At 26.8% G+C, this 17,829-nt stretch carries 16 protein-coding genes; 2 read left to right on the top strand and 14 right to left on the bottom strand.

Features of this window, described 5'->3' with window-relative positions; all coding sequences use genetic code 11:
* Positions 1-7: 7 nt before the first annotated feature.
* Complete coding sequence (locus SOI86_RS03840; protein WP_320682275.1) at positions 8-1,021, top strand: glycosyltransferase family 2 protein; 1,014 nt, start codon at positions 8-10, stop codon at positions 1,019-1,021.
* Between the two features lie 17 nt (positions 1,022-1,038).
* Here SOI86_RS03840 and SOI86_RS03835 read toward each other — a convergent pair whose 3' ends face one another.
* The 4 genes from SOI86_RS03835 to SOI86_RS03820 are packed head-to-tail and all read right to left on the bottom strand — an operon-like array spanning position 1,039 to position 6,536.
* The gene (locus SOI86_RS03835) at positions 1,039-2,934 is read right to left on the bottom strand and encodes a nucleoside-diphosphate sugar epimerase/dehydratase (RefSeq protein ID WP_320682274.1); all 1,896 of its coding nucleotides are present in this window, start codon (positions 2,932-2,934) and stop codon (positions 1,039-1,041) included.
* Positions 2,934-4,373 carry a hypothetical protein gene (locus SOI86_RS03830; RefSeq protein ID WP_320682273.1) on the bottom strand — a complete coding sequence of 480 codons (1,440 nt, stop codon included), beginning with the start codon at positions 4,371-4,373 and terminating at the stop codon, positions 2,934-2,936. The genes SOI86_RS03835 and SOI86_RS03830 overlap by 1 nt, the downstream gene beginning before the upstream one ends.
* Positions 4,374-5,615: a glycosyltransferase gene (locus SOI86_RS03825; RefSeq protein ID WP_320682272.1), complete on the bottom strand. Its 1,242-nt coding sequence runs from the start codon at positions 5,613-5,615 to the stop codon at positions 4,374-4,376.
* A gap of 30 nt (positions 5,616-5,645) precedes the next feature.
* A complete protein-coding gene (locus SOI86_RS03820; protein ID WP_320682271.1) occupies positions 5,646-6,536 on the bottom strand; it encodes a glycosyltransferase in 891 nt (296 codons plus the stop codon).
* A 165-nt stretch (positions 6,537-6,701) separates the two neighbouring features.
* On the opposite strand from SOI86_RS03820, the gene SOI86_RS03815 reads away from it, so the two are divergent.
* Complete coding sequence (locus SOI86_RS03815) at positions 6,702-7,631, top strand: hypothetical protein (protein WP_320682270.1); 930 nt, start codon at positions 6,702-6,704, stop codon at positions 7,629-7,631.
* On the opposite strand, the gene SOI86_RS03810 is transcribed toward SOI86_RS03815, so the two are convergent.
* The 10 genes from SOI86_RS03810 to SOI86_RS03765 all read right to left on the bottom strand — a co-directional run bounded on the left by SOI86_RS03810 (position 7,621) and on the right by SOI86_RS03765 (position 17,797).
* On the bottom strand, positions 7,621-8,427 hold the full coding sequence (locus tag SOI86_RS03810; RefSeq protein ID WP_320682269.1) for a glycosyltransferase: 807 nt from the start codon (positions 8,425-8,427) through the stop codon (positions 7,621-7,623). The genes SOI86_RS03815 and SOI86_RS03810 overlap by 11 nt on opposite strands.
* On the bottom strand, positions 8,420-9,151 hold the full coding sequence (locus SOI86_RS03805; protein WP_320682268.1) for a hypothetical protein: 732 nt from the start codon (positions 9,149-9,151) through the stop codon (positions 8,420-8,422). Before SOI86_RS03805 ends, SOI86_RS03810 begins: the two co-directional genes overlap by 8 nt.
* The gene (locus SOI86_RS03800) at positions 9,144-10,403 is read right to left on the bottom strand and encodes a glycosyltransferase (protein ID WP_320682267.1); all 1,260 of its coding nucleotides are present in this window, start codon (positions 10,401-10,403) and stop codon (positions 9,144-9,146) included. The genes SOI86_RS03805 and SOI86_RS03800 overlap by 8 nt, the downstream gene beginning before the upstream one ends.
* Positions 10,400-11,383, bottom strand: a complete 984-nt coding sequence (locus tag SOI86_RS03795) for a hypothetical protein (protein ID WP_320682266.1) — start codon at positions 11,381-11,383, stop codon at positions 10,400-10,402. The genes SOI86_RS03800 and SOI86_RS03795 overlap by 4 nt, the downstream gene beginning before the upstream one ends.
* Positions 11,384-11,402: 19 nt before the next feature.
* Entirely contained in the window at positions 11,403-12,230 is an 828-nt protein-coding gene (locus tag SOI86_RS03790; RefSeq protein ID WP_320682265.1) for a glycosyltransferase family 25 protein, read from the bottom strand.
* Positions 12,230-13,096, bottom strand: a complete 867-nt coding sequence (locus SOI86_RS03785; protein WP_320682264.1) for a hypothetical protein — start codon at positions 13,094-13,096, stop codon at positions 12,230-12,232. The genes SOI86_RS03790 and SOI86_RS03785 overlap by 1 nt, the downstream gene beginning before the upstream one ends.
* Before the next feature lie 10 nt (positions 13,097-13,106).
* Entirely contained in the window at positions 13,107-14,048 is a 942-nt protein-coding gene (locus SOI86_RS03780) for a UDP-glucuronic acid decarboxylase family protein (protein ID WP_320682263.1), read from the bottom strand.
* Between the two features lie 107 nt (positions 14,049-14,155).
* A complete protein-coding gene (rfbA, locus tag SOI86_RS03775; RefSeq protein ID WP_320682262.1) occupies positions 14,156-15,043 on the bottom strand; it encodes a glucose-1-phosphate thymidylyltransferase RfbA in 888 nt (295 codons plus the stop codon).
* Positions 15,040-16,473 (bottom strand): nucleotide sugar dehydrogenase, encoded by a 1,434-nt coding sequence (locus SOI86_RS03770; protein WP_320682261.1) that lies wholly within the window; start codon positions 16,471-16,473, stop codon positions 15,040-15,042. The genes rfbA and SOI86_RS03770 overlap by 4 nt, the downstream gene beginning before the upstream one ends.
* 28 nt (positions 16,474-16,501) lie before the next feature.
* Positions 16,502-17,797 (bottom strand): O-antigen ligase family protein, encoded by a 1,296-nt coding sequence (locus SOI86_RS03765; RefSeq protein WP_320682260.1) that lies wholly within the window; start codon positions 17,795-17,797, stop codon positions 16,502-16,504.
* Positions 17,798-17,829 lie beyond the last annotated feature (32 nt).

The raw sequence follows: 17,829 nt of genomic DNA, 5'->3' as shown, positions 1-17,829 counted from the left end.
ATTTAATATGCAAGATGAATTGAGATCAAAAGTAGCTATTATTATCCCCTGTTATAGGGCTAAAAATAAAGTAGGGATATTGTGCAAACAATTAATTAAAATTGCTTCTGAATTATCTAATATTTGTATCATTTCAGTATATATTGTTGATGACTTTTGCCCAGAGAATTCATATAAGGAAATACCACATTCGGAAATATTTAATGTAATTCATAATATAAAAAATGTGGGTGTGGGAGCTTCTTCTTTGATCGGTTTTAAAGAAGCATTGAAATCAGAAAACCAATTTTTTATAAAGATGGACTCAGATGGGCAACATCCACCAGAATACCTTCTTGAATTAATACCTTATTTATTAAATTTGCCCCTAAATGAATTAATTCTTGTGAAGGGTACTAGGTTCCATTTCCCTATTAATAACATAAATATACCCTTTGTAAGAAGATTAGGTTCTTTTTTGCTAGAGCCACTTTCTAGAATGAGTTTGATTTATAAAGGTTTAACTGACATTTCTAATGGATTTATTTCAATTAATCAAATCACATTGAAGTATTTAATATCTAAAAAATTCAAAACGAAACTTGAGTCTAGATATCTTTTTGAATGCAGCATTATAAAAAGTTGTAGCAATTTCGGAGCTAATATCCATCAATTCCCAATGCATACAATTTATGGTAAAGAATGGAAAAGTTCAATGAAATCTTCAAGTATGATTTACCCTCTTCTCAAATTTTGGGGTCTCAATTTATTAAGAGACATCCTTTACAAATATATTTACAAATTAAGTTTGGGATCTTTTTTCCTTCTATCATCAATAATTAGTTTTCTAACAAGTTTATATTTTTTATTTTTACATATTTTACCTAAAATAAATTCCAATATTCTTGTAACAGCTGGTAATGCAAGTATTTTCTCTGCCAATTTAGTAATATCTATTTTTCTTTTTAGTTTGTTTATCTTATATGATTACTCTAAAAAAAAGAATGTAAAAATTGTTTTTTTTAAAAAATTTGCAGAATAGTTTTATAAAATAATTATCTATAATTTTGCTTTCCATTCTGGAACTAAAATGGATAGATTTTTTAATACTTCTTTCAAATTATTTAGATTGATTGCTTTCTCTAATAATTTCAATTTTATGATCAACTCCTCATACTCAATATAATTTTCGTTAGCTCTAAATATTAGTGGATGATCAGTACCTATTGCTTCTGCATTAATTAATAACTCCTCAAAAAGCTTTTCTCCAGGCCTTAAACCGGTTTCTACAATTTCAATATCACCCTCTGGATTTTCTTCGTTTTTGATTGTTAAACCACTTAATTTAATCATTTGTTCTGCTAGGGAAAATATTTTTACTGGCTCTCCCATATCCAACAAAAATACATCTCCACCCTTAGTCATTGTTGTAGTTATTAGAATTAGTCTTACAGCCTCTTTGATCGTCATGAAATATCTAACAATATCTCTATGTGTTAATGTAATCGGCCCTCCATTATTAATTTGTTTTTTAAAAAGGGGCACAACTGATCCTGATGAAGCTAATACATTACCGAATCTTACGATAGAAAATAGAGTAGGAATATAATCTTTATCTTCTTTGCCTAACTTAGATTCTTTAGATGCAAATGCCTGGAAAATTATTTCTGCTAATCTTTTAGATGCACCCATAACATTACTAGGTCTTACCGCCTTATCCGTAGAAACTAATATTACTTGTTTGGCTTTTGTTTTAACAGCTGCCTCGCATACAGAAAGAGTAGTTAAAACATTATTCTCAATCCCTGAGATAGGATTCTTTTCAACTAATGGGACATGTTTATAAGCTGCTGTATGAAAAATAACTTCAATATTTTCATTTTTTAAAACTTTTTCTAATAAGGAGACATTATTAGCTGACGCTAATATTGGAATTATTTCTGTATCTAGCGAAATATTTTCTTTTAATTTTTCTAATAATTTATATAAATTAATTTCACTTTGTTCAAACAAAATAATTTTTTTGGGCTTTATTCTTATTATTTGCTCACATAGCTCGGATCCTATTGAACCTCCTGCTCCTGTGACGCAGATCGAATTGTTTTCAATTATGTATTTAACATATTCAAGATTCACATATATTTCGTCTCTTCCAAGCAAACTTTCTATTGAGATAGGTTTCAAAGAATCAATTTTTGTTTTCCCCGTTGTAATTTCTTCAATAGAGGGTATTTTAGCAATGCCTATATTCTTCTTTTTTGCTTTTAAAAAAACTTCTCTTATTGTTTCTTTGTTAAGGCTTGGCTTAGCAAGAAAAATCTCTTCAATATTTGTATTTTTATCTAAATAGTTAATTGATTTGATTGGTAGATCCCAAATAGTTCTATTGTGCAAAGATTTTAAATTGTCTATGAAACATATAATTTCATAAGTCTTAGATATTTTTAAAGCTGCAGCTAATTGAATGGCTTCAGTGCCAGATCCATATATCGCAATTCTCTTTATTTTTAATTTTGATTTATCGAAATTAACTAAAAGATCTCTGGCTAATAGCCTTGTTATGCTTGTTAATGTGGAAAGTGTAAACCAAATAAGAATCCAACTACTAATTGATGGTCTGGGTAATCCAAAAAAATTGGAAAAAAATGATATTAAAAATAGTAAAACTCCATTTCTAAAAGCTAATGAAAAGAATGAGTTGGCTCCAACATATCTTGTTAGACTTTTATATTGATTGCTGAAAATATAAAGTGGCAAGCCAATTAAAATAATAGTTGGTATTAACCATTTGCTTACAGGAATAATTGGATAAAGGTTTTCATTCCTTAAAATAAAAAAAACAATTGAAACAGAAATGAAAATAAGACAAGCATCCATTGTCATAAGTAAAAAAACTCTGCCCTGTTTTCCTACCCTTTTCCCATGGAGTAATTTTTTAGCTTTATTAATAAACATCAATTTATAAGTGGAATTCTTTTGAATAATTTTTTAGATTTAATAAATAACTTCTTAAAAATATTTATTTCAGACTTCATAGGATTAAACCCCTCTTTCTCATTTTTTTCAAAAGGATAGTTTTCTCTTTCTAAGAATTCAGATATACAAGATTTATATTTTTCATTTTTTAAATCATAATTTAAATTAAGAAACTCTTGGATAACTTTTAAATCTAAGAAAGGATATCTTCCTTCCATCCCATATATACCTGAAACCATCTCATCTTTTTTTAAATAACTTCTTTGACTATCCCCATAAAATTTCTTCCAAGGGAAAATTGATTTAAGATCTTTTGGGAATTTTCCGCCAAATTCGGAATGTGAATAGATTTTTTTACCATTAAATCCATAATCTGAAATTATTTCATCAGCCCCCCCTCCAGAAATTATTACATTAAAACCCTTACTAGACATCTCTTTGCAAAGTGTAGCTAAACCTAATGCACCGCTATCTTCGTGTAACATAATTGCTTCTTTCTGCTTCGTATCTTTGTGTGAATATTTAATATTACCTAATTTTCTATTTAAAAATGAAGCAACTGCTTCTAATTCTTTCTTATTTAAGGGAGGTATTTGATAGTGTTTTATGCAAGAAAAACTTTTGTTTATTGATATTCTTTTTTTGAGAATTTTCTTGTTTTCAGAATTACCGACAGTAACAGTTGAATAAGGAATTCTTAATTTATTCAAAGCACAACAAATAGCGCCTGAATCATAACCTGCTGAAAGAGGTACGCAAATCTTGGATTTAAAATGTAAAGATCTTGCTTTTACACTATTGATAAAGGCCTTAATCCAAGAATCGTATGAATTATTATATTGTTTTAGATCAAGAACAAAAAAATCTTGGTAATTGATTTTTAGATTATCAAAATCAATATATTCAATCTTAATTTTTTTATTTGGTGGGATCTCCCTAATTTCTTTGTAAGACAAATGTTTTATTGCAGATTGATAAGAAGATATGCATATTGAATCTTTTTTTATCCCCAAATATATAGGTTTAGTTCCTATTAAATCTGTAAAGATGTTGATTAATTTTTGCCTTATATTAATAGTACAAATTGCATATTCTCCTATGGCAGATTTTAAGAAACTTGATAAATTATTATTTTTTAATTCTTTATATAAATTTAATGTATCAGGAGTTTCGTTTCTAGGATGATATATTTCTCCATTAAATAGCAAAAGATTTTCTAAATCTGAAAAAATAGGCTGTGAAATAAAAGAGTTTGAGATATCTAAAAGATTATGAATAGATTGGTAATAAAAACCATCTTTTTTAAAAGATAATCTATTTGTTTGGTCAGGTCCTCTACTTGAAATATATTCATTGGCTTTTAAAAGATCTGAATTAGATATTTCTTTGATTGATATTGTTGTTATAAAACCGCACATTTATTTAAAATATTGAAAAATTTTATAAATAATATTTTTAAATACAAAAATAAATCTATTAATAATTGTTGTTCTTATTATCCTATGGTCAAGGTATTCATTAATGTGTTTATTTTTTTGGTTAAATAATAATATCCATTGATAAACAATAGATTCTTGATTTGAGGAAAAATAATTAGATATTATAAAGCTTAACCTTTTTAGTTCCATTATTTCATTCTGTTGAAGCTTTGAGAATTCCAATAATTTATTTGCAATTTCTTTTTCATTATTTATTGTTAGAAATTTATTATAAGTCATTACATCTGCACATCCATAATTTAGACAACTAATAACTGGAATTGAAAGAGACATCCATTCAAGTATTGTGGCTGGGAATGCTTCGCCATGACCTCTTGGGTTGAATATTGCAATATCACAATCCTTCATGATTTTATATCTATCTGATTTGAGTGTCCCGTGAAAAAAAATTGTCTTGTTTATTTCATCTTTTATATGATCATATATTCTGTCGCCATAATCATTTGAGCAAGGAATATATTTATGCCCTTTCTCAAAATCATAGAGATCTGAACCACCTATAACTTCCAAGATGGGTTTGATACCAATTTTCTTTAGGGTTGATGAAATCTCATTCCACCGCATTGCAATAAGATGAAATCCTTTACTAGGAACTAAGGCTCCCATGTATCCAATCCTAAGCAAACCTTTGCTTTGTTTTACCTTAATTGGAAAGAAATTTTCATTAAAATATGCAGCTTTTCTTATTCTTTTAGAACAAAATAAATTATCAATATGATTATGAGAGCCTATTAATAGATAATTACTTAGATATTGATTTTTCCCAACTGAGACAAATTCATATTTTAGTTTTTTGGCTACTTTTATCATATTTTTATCAAAAGGATGCCTACTCCAGATGAACTTCCTTTTAGAATGAATTAAAATTTTACTTTTATAAATCTTCTCAATGATATTGCCTGTCAATAATACAATATCCCATTTCTTTTTAAAAGCTTGCTTCTCTCCTAAAACTTTGACACTAAAAAAGTTATCTTTTAAGGGATTATTAGTAAATAATGTTATTTCATAATTTAGATTATTTTTAATAGATTCTTGTTGTAATTCAAGTGCCAATCTTGCAGATGTATAAGTTGTCCCCCCCAATCCTGGATTGACTTGAAATTGACTTATCATTTCTTCAAGGATTTTTGATTGTTCGAGGTAAATAAGTATTTTCATTCTCAAATTTTAAAATATCTTTTTAATTTATTATGGTTGATAATTATCTACAATTTCTATTAATCTTTGAACTCTTTTTTCTACAGTATGTTTATTTTGAATAATATGATAAGAATTCTCTGCAATTCTTTTGATCTTTTTTTTATCTTTTAAGATTAAGAATAATTGTTTTATTAATGAGAAAATGTTGGTATAAAAAATTATGCTTTCGTTATGGGTAAATATTTTTTCTAACATTTTTTCTTTTGGTATTTTGTTAGTTAATATGCAACATCCACATGCACCGGATTCAAATATTCTTCTTGTGATCTCAGACCATCTCGCATATTGAAAAGATATGTTTGTATTATTATAAAATTCAGTATTCTCATTATCTTTAAGTTTCCTATTTATAAAAAATTTCCCAAGAAATAATTTTAAAATAAATGAATATTTTCTATTACCCATAGAAGTCCCAATAAAATATTTTCTTTTCCCTTGATTTTTCAAATAGAAAAGGCTGCTATCAGCCCAATGTGTAAACCAATAACAATTAAAGTTTTTTTCTTTCCAATATTTATAACATTCATAATCAGGAGTAAGAGAAATATCTGAAAAAGCAGCTCTTATGTAATTAAGCTTCCTAGTTTGAGGCTCATCTCCTAACTCATTTATTAAAATAACTTTGGGAAAATCCTTTTTAAAGTTAATTAAATTGTTATTAAGTTTTTCATTGTAGCCAGCATAAAAAATTAGGACTACTTGGATTTGTTTTTTTTCAATTTCTTCCTCAGAAGGTAATTCAATATTATTAGGATTACTTACTTCTTTACTTATTAAGTTTATATTCTGATTCTCTAGCTCTTTAGCAAATCCTTTTGGTAAACTCCAATTCTCTTTAGGATTATGATGATAAGTAAAATACCATGTTTTTCTGATCACAATCTATTTTATATAATCCCAATAATAAAATGTTAACTAATGATTTTAAGATTTATAAACATATTTAATTAAATGAAATTTATTTCTATCAATATTCCTAGTTTAATCATAAATATTTAAAATAAAGAAATTCATTATAATATATTTAGGTGTTAATATAAAATTATGCTAATTGCAAAAGAATTAGTTTTATATATTATTCTATCGTTATTTTTCTTTAAAATATTTTATAAATATATATCAAAATATATTATTGATAGACCAGTTTATAGAAGCTCTCATGTTGGAGATATTCCTACTAGTGCAGGTATAATATTCCTTCTTATATATACAATATATGTTTTATTGAATAATAAATATAGGCTCTTAATTCTTTTGCCTATTGGAATTATAGGTTTTCTAGATGATATTTTTAATATCAAGCAATCATATAGATTTTGTTTTCAAAGCATAAATATATTTTTAACATTTCTTTTGTTTTTCAATTTTAACTTTTTTTCTGATCTTACATTTTTCAATATTCTCATTTCGTTGTTAGTTTTATTTATAGGCTTGACATTAGTAAATATAATAAATTTCATGGATGGGATTGACGGCTTAGTTGCAATTAATATGTTCCTTATATTATTAAATTATTCTTTAAGTAATAATTTAGATCTAATTGCCATTCCAATTGTATTATTTGTATTCCTTTTTTATAACTGGTCTCCTGCAAAAATATTTATGGGAGATTCAGGGAGTACTTTTTTGGGGTTACTTTTATTTTATATAACTTTTGCAAAAAATGATTTTAATTCAGCGGTTATTGTACTTTTAACAACTGCTCCATTATTAATGGACAGCTTGATATGTATTTTAAGAAGAATTAGAAATAAGGAGAATATATTTTTGCCACATAAAAAGCATCTTTATCAAAGGCTCTACCAAAAAGGAATGAAGCATTCAAAAGTATCAACTATTTATGCCTTTTGTACTTCTATTTTACTTATTTTTTCTCATACAAATAATTTAATCATCATGACATCATTGGCATTATTTGTATTTATTATTGGGATTTATTTAGAAAAATACCATGCTTTACCCTTTAATTTTTAATGTTCTTTCTACTTAATTTATAGATTAAAGTTAAAAAATATTTTGATAAATAAACTCTAGAAATTTTTTGGATGACTTTAGAAATAATAAGTTCTCTTAGTTTTATTATTTTTAACTCATAAAGTTTATCTAGGCTTTTTTTTATTTCTAAGTAAACTTTTGCACCACTCCTTCTCTCAAGGAAATTTTCCTTAATATTTACCAAAACGTAAATTTCCTCTTCAAAAGAGATTTTATCTGTTTTATGTAATATCTTTCCACTTAGTATCCAATCTTCCCCAATTCTTGTATCTCCATAACCGCCAATGGAATTAAAGAATGTTCTTTTTATTCCAATAGTTACATTATTAAATGGATTTTTATAAGGCAAAACTTTTCTTGCTAATTCTATATTTTTACTTGAAAATTTAACTCTTTTTATGCCAAGAGAATTGACCTCCTTAATTGCTCCAACAGAGACATAATTATTTTTTAGGGCCTGATTTTGTTTTGCTATTCTATCTTTAATAAACATATCTCCAGCATCAAGAAATAATAAATTTTCAGCATCTGAGAATGTAGATCCAATATTCCTAGCATTGCCTGCACCTTTATTATTTTTTAAATATATAAATAAAATTTTATCTTTTATATCCATATCTTCAATTTCTATTTTAAAAAAAGAATTTTCTCCATCTAAAACTATTATTAATTTATTAATTAAAGAAATTTCGTTCTTTAATGATTCAAGAGAATTATTAAGCTCCTCAGATGATGAACCCTCCCAAAAAGGAATTATTATATCGGTATTACTCATAAATATTCTTAATCAATTTTTTTATTTTTAATAATATATAGAAAAATATATATTTAAAACCGAAGTTTTTATAAAGAATAAATAAATTTTCATAGTTCTTTTTAAAAATAGATCTTGAACTTATACCACTTTCTGATTCGAATATTATATTGATTTTTTTATTAAAATAATCATTTTTATAAAGATTAATTTGTTCATGCTTAATAAACTTTAGAAAGTAATCATAATCACTGGATATTGAATATTTCTTTGAATATCTTAGATTATTAACTCTGAAAATGATTGCATTATGACAATATGGCATACCTGTATAAAGATTCCTAAGTTTGTTAATATTTTCATTTTTATTTGATAATTTATATTGGCACATCAGTAATTTATTTATACTAATTTCTTTTAAATTATTTAAAAAAATTTGATCACCAGCTCCAATGACAATATAGTAACTTTCTTTTTTTAAAAGATCTAACCCTTTATTTATTGCACTGTATATTCCTTTTTCATTTATAGGAATAAATTTTATAATATAATTTCTTTTAGAAGGAAATAGTTTTTTTGTATCTAAAATATTATCGCAAGAAGTATCATGCAAAATTAAATGCTGAACTAATAAATTTAGATTTTGCTTATATAGGCAATAAATTGTTTCATTTAGTTTTATAGTACTTTTATCTTTAAAGGGGGTAATTATTGTTAGGTTTTTTATTGAAATTTTTTTATCCATAACCAAGAATATTTTTGTAAAAATCTAAGTGGGATTTTCCAACCTTCCTATGGTCCCATTTGGCTAATGCATTTTTTCTAGAAGCTTTTGAAAGTTTTGAAATCTTATCTTCCTTTTTTAATAAACTTTCTAAGGCTAAAGCCAATTTTTTTGAATTAAAAGGTTCTATTAAAATACCATTTTCTCCATGTTTAATTATATCTTTCAATCCTCCTATATCAAAACCTGCAACTGGTGTCCCACAACTTTGTGCCTCTGCAGCTGTTTGACCAAAAGATTCTATTCTTGAGGGTATTATAAAAACATCAGCGGCAGAGTAAATAATAGACATTTTATTACTTGAGTTTATTTTTCCAAGATTGATAATTTCAAAATTAGTATTTTTAAAAATATTTTGAGATTTATTTTTTTTTCCAAAAATGACAATTTGAATATCTTTTTTTTTAAAAGTTAAAAATTTTAAAAGATCAATTAAAAGATCGGCACCTTTTCTTGGATCCTCGCCCCCATCGATGCTACCAAATAATATAACTTTTTTATTGAGTTTTAATTTAAGAGATTCTCTTGCACTTCTTTTATTAATTGGTTTAAAGATTTTAGTATTTATTGGATTTGGAATAACTGTTATTTTCCTATCTTTCATCAATAATGAATTTTTAGCACAATCTGCTATCCATTTACTTGGAGCAATTAAGTTAATATTGTTTTCCCAGCTATATTTTTTTCTATAGAAACATAATTTATCAATATAGTCTGAAAGCTTAAACAATTTTTTTATTTTATAGCCCCTTATATATCTTTGATCAAGATTGTCTTTCTGATAATGTTCTGTAGCACTGAAGGGCCAACAATCATGAAGTGTCCATACAATAGGAAATTTTATTTTACCTATCTCTTCGATAGAAATAGTCTCATGTTGTACCCAATGAATATGCACAAGATCAATATCTAAATTATTAATTTCTTCATGTTTTAAGGAAGGGAAAACTGAAATAGAATGAAAAACATTATCATCATATTTAAAGATTTTTATGAGAATTCTCTCTAAATATTTTTTAAAAAAATTAAAAAATATTGATATCGATTTTTTAGTGCCAATAGTCTTTGAATTATGATTTCCTGGGGTATTAATTCTTAAAATACTTTTGATTCCTAATTCATTTTGATCACAAATACAGTTGTGTATTCTGTTTGCTGCAATTCCAGCCCCTGAATTTTTATCGCAATAAGATAAGTGCAGAATTCTTATCATTTTCTATAAATAAAAACCTTTATGAATTTTAAAAGTTTGATTTTTAAATTTTTAAATTTTTTAATTATGAATATTTTAGAAAGTTTGTCCCCTCCTGAATATTCCAGAATATCTACTATCTCATCAGCTTCTATATTAGTAACAAAATAATTAGGATGAATAGTAGGAAAAATAATTTGCTTATTTGCCTTATTTATTTCTAAGGAGGTATTTATATCTGACATAAAAGTGTGGGTTGCATCTTCGTCAAAACCAATATTTTTAATTAAATTTTTATTTGGCACTATTGTTAATCCTGAATTCAGGAAAGAACATAATGTCCATTGATAATCCCAAGTATTTGGTGAATTATAGTAATAAATATTATCCAATGTTTTTTCCCAAAACTTTATTTCTCTTTGATTTTTAAGTTGACTTTTTAATATACCTTTTGATTTAATATTGGGCCAATCAGTTATATCTCGATCATACTTCTCCCATGCCCTTCGCCATGTTGCCCAACCCCAACTTCTTGGATATTTACTAAAATAATATGTTCCATTCCCTCTATGAGTATTATGCTGTTGATTATGACCTGTTATAGACCATATTCTTTCATCATTTCTATATGTTTCAAGCATCTCTTGACAAAAACTAAAAAAATCCAAATGAGGGATACAATCATCTTCTAATATTATCCCTTCTTTTTCATTTTCAAAAAACCAATTTATTGCATTTGAAACACCTAGTTTACAGCCTTGATTATTCTTACTAAAAAGATACTTTTTTTGTTTAACTTCCTCAAAACTTCTTAAGAGAAGTTCTTTGGTTTTTTTGACTTTATTCTCTTCTATATCATTCTGATTAGTTGGCCCATCACATGCTATATATAAATTAGCAGGATTAATTTGTTTTATTTTTTGGATTAATTCTTTAGTTTGTTTTGGTCTTTTCCAAGCTATTATTAATATTGGAGTTTTAAACTTATTTTCTTGATTCATTCATTATCAATATATAAGATTAATAAATTTGCCATGATTTTATTTTACCTTTAAAGGAACCATGAGTAAATAAAGGATGGTGAAAGTGCATGCTTAGAATATTTTGTGTTTTATTAATTTCTAAACCTAGCTTATTTATGAGGTGATCTATTGGGAAATAATTATTTAATTTTGTCTCTTGATATTCTTTATACAATAGTTGAATGAGATTCCTACTAATTAAATAACTGCAAGCTGTATTTGTATATATGCCTTCAAGAAGAATAAATTCATCATTATATTTTTTAATTCTCTTAGCTGGGATTACATCTTTTAAATTTAATCCTCCTGCTAAATCAACAAAAAAATTATTAAAATCTAAACTTTTTGATCTCACAAAAATTTCTTTTAATCTTTTCTCAGTATCTTTTTTACATATGGCATCATCTTCAAATATAACCATTATTTCTTTCTTACTTTTTAAGAAGTGTTCCCAAGCTTTAATATGCTTTTTAGTTACAAAAGATTCGATAGTAAAATGCTTATAGGAATCTATAGTCTTATTCCTAGTTTTAAAAAAAAGATTTAATATGAATTTATTTAGATTTAATAAGCTTTTTAAAAGTAAGCAACAAAAATTAAATGAAAAATCCCTTTTATGTTTTAAATTATAAAAAATTCTCAAGGAATAAATTCTTAAGATTTTTAATTTATGCTTGAAATTAAAATTTACTTTTGAAATAGTTTTCTGCCTATAAATTTCAAAAAAATCAATATTTAAATTATTAGCAAGATTTTGTAATTGATTTCTTATATCAATTCTATCCTCAGAATTATTGTGAATTATATAAAAAGAGATATCGTTCATTACAAAATTCTACCTAATATATATTTGATCGAAAATTTACTTTCAATTAAGATCTGCTTGATTTTTAATTTTAAATTATTTTTTTTATCATCCTTATGAGTTAATTTTATTTTTAGATATTTTGAAAAACTTATTAAAAAGAAATGCATTCTTGCAATAAAATTTCTTGAATAAAAATGGTGATAGTTTATTGGTAAATAATTGTATCCAAATGTTGTTCCTATACCATATATTTTTTTTTCCCCTTCTAAAGCCCAAATAGGTTTAAATATAGTACTGATGGGCTTGAATAAGTGGTGATCAATTAACTCAGGTTTAGCCCAAGTAATTTCTTCACTAACATCTGATCTTGTATTAGCAATCCAGGCTGCTTCCTTTAGCTTTATTATAGCTTCAGTATTAAAACAAATATAGGAGGGACCTATGAAGAGATGACCTTCATTATTAATACAATTAGTTCTCTGGATATTACCATTAATCCCTTTAAGCATAGCAAGTACAAATGTAAGTTTTATTGAATATGTACTTAGGGGGAAAGCATCTATATCAATAATTAAACAATAACTATTTGGATTTAGATTTCTTATTAAATCTCTAATCATTACTGAATGAAAACTTAAGTAATCAGAGTTTGATTTGGATTTTGATCTTAATGATTCCAATTCGCAATATTTTTTATTCAATTCAAGTGTTCCAATTTTTACTTCTTTTGGGATCAGTAACTTTAAAATTTTATGCCTAAAAATGAATGCCCAATTTGTTGCAAGGTTATTTGTTGATAAGGAATAAATAAATAGATCTATATCTTTTTTGATTAAAATATCCCAATAATCTTCAACTTCTTGTCGCGATAAATATTTATCCATATTGATTCATTTAAAGATTTTTGAAGTAATTTATTGTTTTTTCAAGGCCTTGATCAAGATCTACTAGTGGAGTCCAATTTAAGTTATCTTTAGCTTCTTTAATTACAGGTTTTCTTTGTAGAGGATCATCTTTTGGTAAGTCTTTAAATATAAATTTCTCAGAAATATTTAATTTTTTTGAAATAATTTCTGCTAATTCAATTATGGTTATTTCTTTGGGATTTCCTAAATTTATTGGACCATGTAAATTTGCATTCATTAATTTAATAAGTCCATTAATAAGATCATCTACATAGCAAAAAGAACGAGTTTGCTTGCCATCCCCATATAGTGTCATGCTCTCATTTTTTAATCCTTGCATAATTAAATTACTTACTACTCTTCCATCATTTGGGAGCATTCTTGGTCCGTAAGTATTAAAAATTCTAGCAACCTTAATATCTAGATTATGAGATCTTTTGTAATCAAAAGATAATGTTTCAGCAATTCTTTTCCCCTCGTCATAACAACTTCTTATTCCAATTGGGTTGACGTTACCCCTATAACTTTCTGGTTGTGGGTGTACTTCTGGATCTCCGTATATTTCACTTGTACTGGCTAGAAGAAATTGTGCACCCACTCTTTTAGCCATTCCTAACATATTGTATGTTCCAAGAAAACTTGTTTTTGCGGTTTTAATTGGATTGAATTGGTAGTGGATTGGAGAAGCAGGACATGCTAAATGCCATATTCTATCAACTTCAAGAGTGATAGGTTTTGTTATGTCATGTCTTATTAATTCAAAATTAGAATTATCAAACCATTGGACTAAGTTTTTTTTGGCTCCTGTAAAAAAGTTATCTATGCAAATTACCTCTTCACCTTTATTCATTAATCTGTCAATTAAGTGAGATCCAAGAAAACCAGCTCCTCCAGTAACTAAATTAACTGTATTTGATTTGTTTTTAGTCATATTTAGGATAATTTATATAGTATTTTCTTTCTGTAATGATCTAACATAATAACATAAACTAAAAAAATTAAATTTAAGAAAATTCTATAAAAAAAGATTTTATCTTTCTATTTTTTCTCTTTTAAAATCTTTTTTAAATAGTTGCCATATGGGCTCTTAATATATTTTCTAGAAATATCTCCAAATTTTCTATCATCAATGTAATTCAACCTCCATGCAATTTCTTCAGGACAGCCTATTTTTAATCCTTGGCGCATTTCTAATGTTTTTATAAAGAAACTAGCATCCTGCAATGATTCGAAAGTTCCTGTATCAAGCCAAGCTATTCCTCTACCTAAGATCTCTACATTCAGGTTTTTTGCTTTCATATAAATATTATTCAGATCTGTAATTTCTAATTCTCCTCTTTCTGATGGTTTTAGATTTTTAGCGTATTCCACTACATTACTTTTGTAAATATATATACCTGTTATTGCGAAATCACTTTTAGATGCTTTAGGTTTTTCCTCTATATAAGTAGGAATGTTATCTTTATTAAAATTTATAATTCCAAATCTACTTGGGTCTTGAACTCTATATGCGAATATGGTTGCATCGCAATCCTTGGAAGCTGCATTAACTAATTGATTTGTTAAATCATGACCATAAAAAATATTGTCACCAAGTATTAAAACTACTTTTGAATTTCCAATAAATTTTTCAGCCAGAAGGAATGCTTGTGGTACCCCTTTAGGTTCTTCTTGAACTTCGTAGGAAATTTTAATTCCAAAGTTCTCGCCTGTACCTAATAAATTCTTAAAAAGAGATTGATCTCTTGATGTAGTTATTAGAAGGATATCTTTTACACCCATAAGCATTAAGGTGCTTAAAGGATAGTAAATCATTGGCTTATCATATACTGGCAAAAGTTGTTTACTCAGCGAGTTTGTTAATGGAGCAAGTCTTGAACCACTACCCCCTGCAAGAATTATCCCTTTTAAATTATTTTGGTTCATTTTTGATTATCCATATTTGATCCAAATCCAAGTTTCCAAATATTTAAATCACTTTCACCAAAATGATTAACATCAATTATGTCTCTGCAATCAAAAATCCATGATGGTTTGCGCATTAACTTTGATATCTTAACCCAATCAATGTTCTTGAATTCAACCCATTCAGTTAAAATTAAAATTGCATCTGAGCCATTTGCTAGTTGCTCAAAAGATGAAGCCGTGAAAATACTATCTTTAATTTTAATTGTATGGTCCTGTGCATTATTTAGATCATTTAAAGAATCGGATATTTCCTGAAATTTAACTTTTGGATCGTAAATGGATAACTTTGCCCCCTCTAGTAATAAATTGGAACAAATATTTATAGCGGGCGATTCTCTCGTATCATTTGTATCGGCTTTAAAAGCAAAACCTAGGATTCCAATTTTTTTGTTTGTTACCGTTCCAAATAATTTCTTTACGATGATATTTGTAAGTCTGTTTTGTTGCCAATGGTTTATTTTTAAAACTTCTTGCCAGTAATTTGCTACCTCATTTAAACCGTATAATTTGCAAATATAAACCAAATTTAAAATATCCTTCTTAAAACAGCTCCCTCCAAATCCAGGGCCTGATTTTAGAAAGTGCCTACCAATCCTGTAGTCCATCCCAACTGCTTTTGCTACTTCTGATATATCTGCACCAGTTTTTTCGCATAATGCTGAAATAGAATTAATTGAACTTATCCTTTGAGCTAAAAAGGCATTGGCTGTTAATTTTGATAACTCTGAGCTCCAGATATTTGTTTTTATAATTTTTTCTTCACTTACCCAGTTTTTATATATATTTACTAATGCATTTATTGAATCTTTACTCTCACCTCCAATCAATACTCTGCTTGGGTTAATTAAATCATCTATGGCAGTACCTTCTGCTAAAAATTCTGGACTTGATAATACAGTAAAAGACTTTGAAGGCTTATTTTCTAGTCCTTTTTGTGAAGAAAAAAGTATAGTTTTGATAACTTCAGCTGTTTTGACTGGGATTGTACTTTTTTCAACAACTATTGTATGCCCAACAGCAAATTCAGCAATTGATCTTGCAGAACTCTCAATATATTTTAAATCACTCGCTTCTCCAGCTCCTAGACCTCTTTTTTTAGTGGGTGTATTTACAGAAATGAAAACCATATCTGATTGAGCAATTGATTGCTGTATGTTTGTGCTAAAAAATAGATTTTTACCTCTGCATCTTTTTATTAAATCTTTTAATCCTGGTTCGTAAACAGGTAATTTTGTTAAGTCCTCGTCATTCCAAGAATCAATTTTATCTTTATTTAAATCAACAACTATGACCTTTAAGTATTTACATTTATCAGCAATTACGGCCATCGTAGGCCCTCCTACATATCCAGCTCCAATACAACAAATTGTTTTAACCTCAACACTCATATAAATAATTATTATCAGTAAAATGATTTTAAATCATTGCAGCTCTTATACCTGCTAATAAGATCCACGACATAATACTTATTCTTAAATCAAAATACTGCATATCAAATAGATGTGAATAAGTAATAAATAAAATTGATGAAAACCAAGCTTTTTCGAAAATTAAATTATTTTTAATACTATTGATTTTTAATACTGCGTAATTTGCTATTAATTTATAATATTTGTATAAATAGAGTGAAATTCTTGAAGAAAGAATGACTGCAGTTATTACTCCGTAATTAAAGGCAATTTCAAAAATAATATTATGTGGATGCCCAATCCATTTGCCCTTAAGTGTTTCATAAACAATGGGGAAAGAACCTCCACCCCATCCAAGAAGAGGTCTTTTAAGAATATTTTCGATAGTAAATCTCCATATTTCAAGTCTTGGATACGCTTCACTTAACTCAATTGATGAATCTGGAAAATTATTAAATATATTGATAGGAATAAAGGAAACAAAATCATTTCTTATTGAGGTTGGTAATACAGAAATAAGAAAAGTTAAAATGATGAAAGATAATAAAATTAAAGGAATTAGAAAAAATATTGTTTCAAAGCCCAGCATTATTTGAATTGAAATCAACATTCCTAGCCATGAATTTCTCGAGTTGGTCAGCAAAATAGAAATTATTAATAAAGAACAAATTATCGCAGTAATAAGTCTTTTAGATTTTTTCGTATTTATCAGAAAGTAATAAAGAGAAAAGGGCCAAACAAGTGTTAACCAAGATCCAGCATAATTAGCATTATTAAATGGTCCTGTTAATCCGTCTGTTAAAATTATTGGCTTTTGGTACCAAATAATTAATCCGTTTAATATTTGAAATGGACCTGTCACGTTAAAGAAATATTGGAGAAAACCAGAAATTATTACTGGTATTGAACCAATAACTAACAATTTTCCGACCATTCTTCTCACCTTCTGTTTCTCAAGATAAGGCTGAAATCCCCAAAAACACCAAAAAAATGGAATCCAATTAATCAAACTAATCCATGATAAATTCCCAGTTTCTTTTTGATTAAAAATTGGATTGATAAAACTATTATATATGCAACTTAAAATCATTAATAAAGAAACAATAATAAACACATTATTTTTTCTTTCTCTAAAAAAATTAATTGGGTTATTATTATTACTAAATAATAAAGATATAAATAGTGTAAATCCAGCAATAACTGGTGCTGATGGTAATAGGAAAACTCCTATATATAGGAATTTCAAACCGACTTTACTTAAACTTAGTCCCCCTTGATTAAAAAAATTTATTTTTTTAAGCATATATTATTTGGAGAGCATGATTTTATTCTCTG

Origin of the sequence: Prochlorococcus sp. MIT 1314, assembly GCF_034093315.1 — a bacterium.
In the GTDB taxonomy this organism is placed as follows: Bacteria; Cyanobacteriota; Cyanobacteriia; order PCC-6307; family Cyanobiaceae; genus Prochlorococcus_A; species Prochlorococcus_A marinus_Y.
The sequence above is the reverse complement of the archived record's forward strand: the minus strand, read 5'-3'. Positions and strand labels throughout refer to the sequence as shown.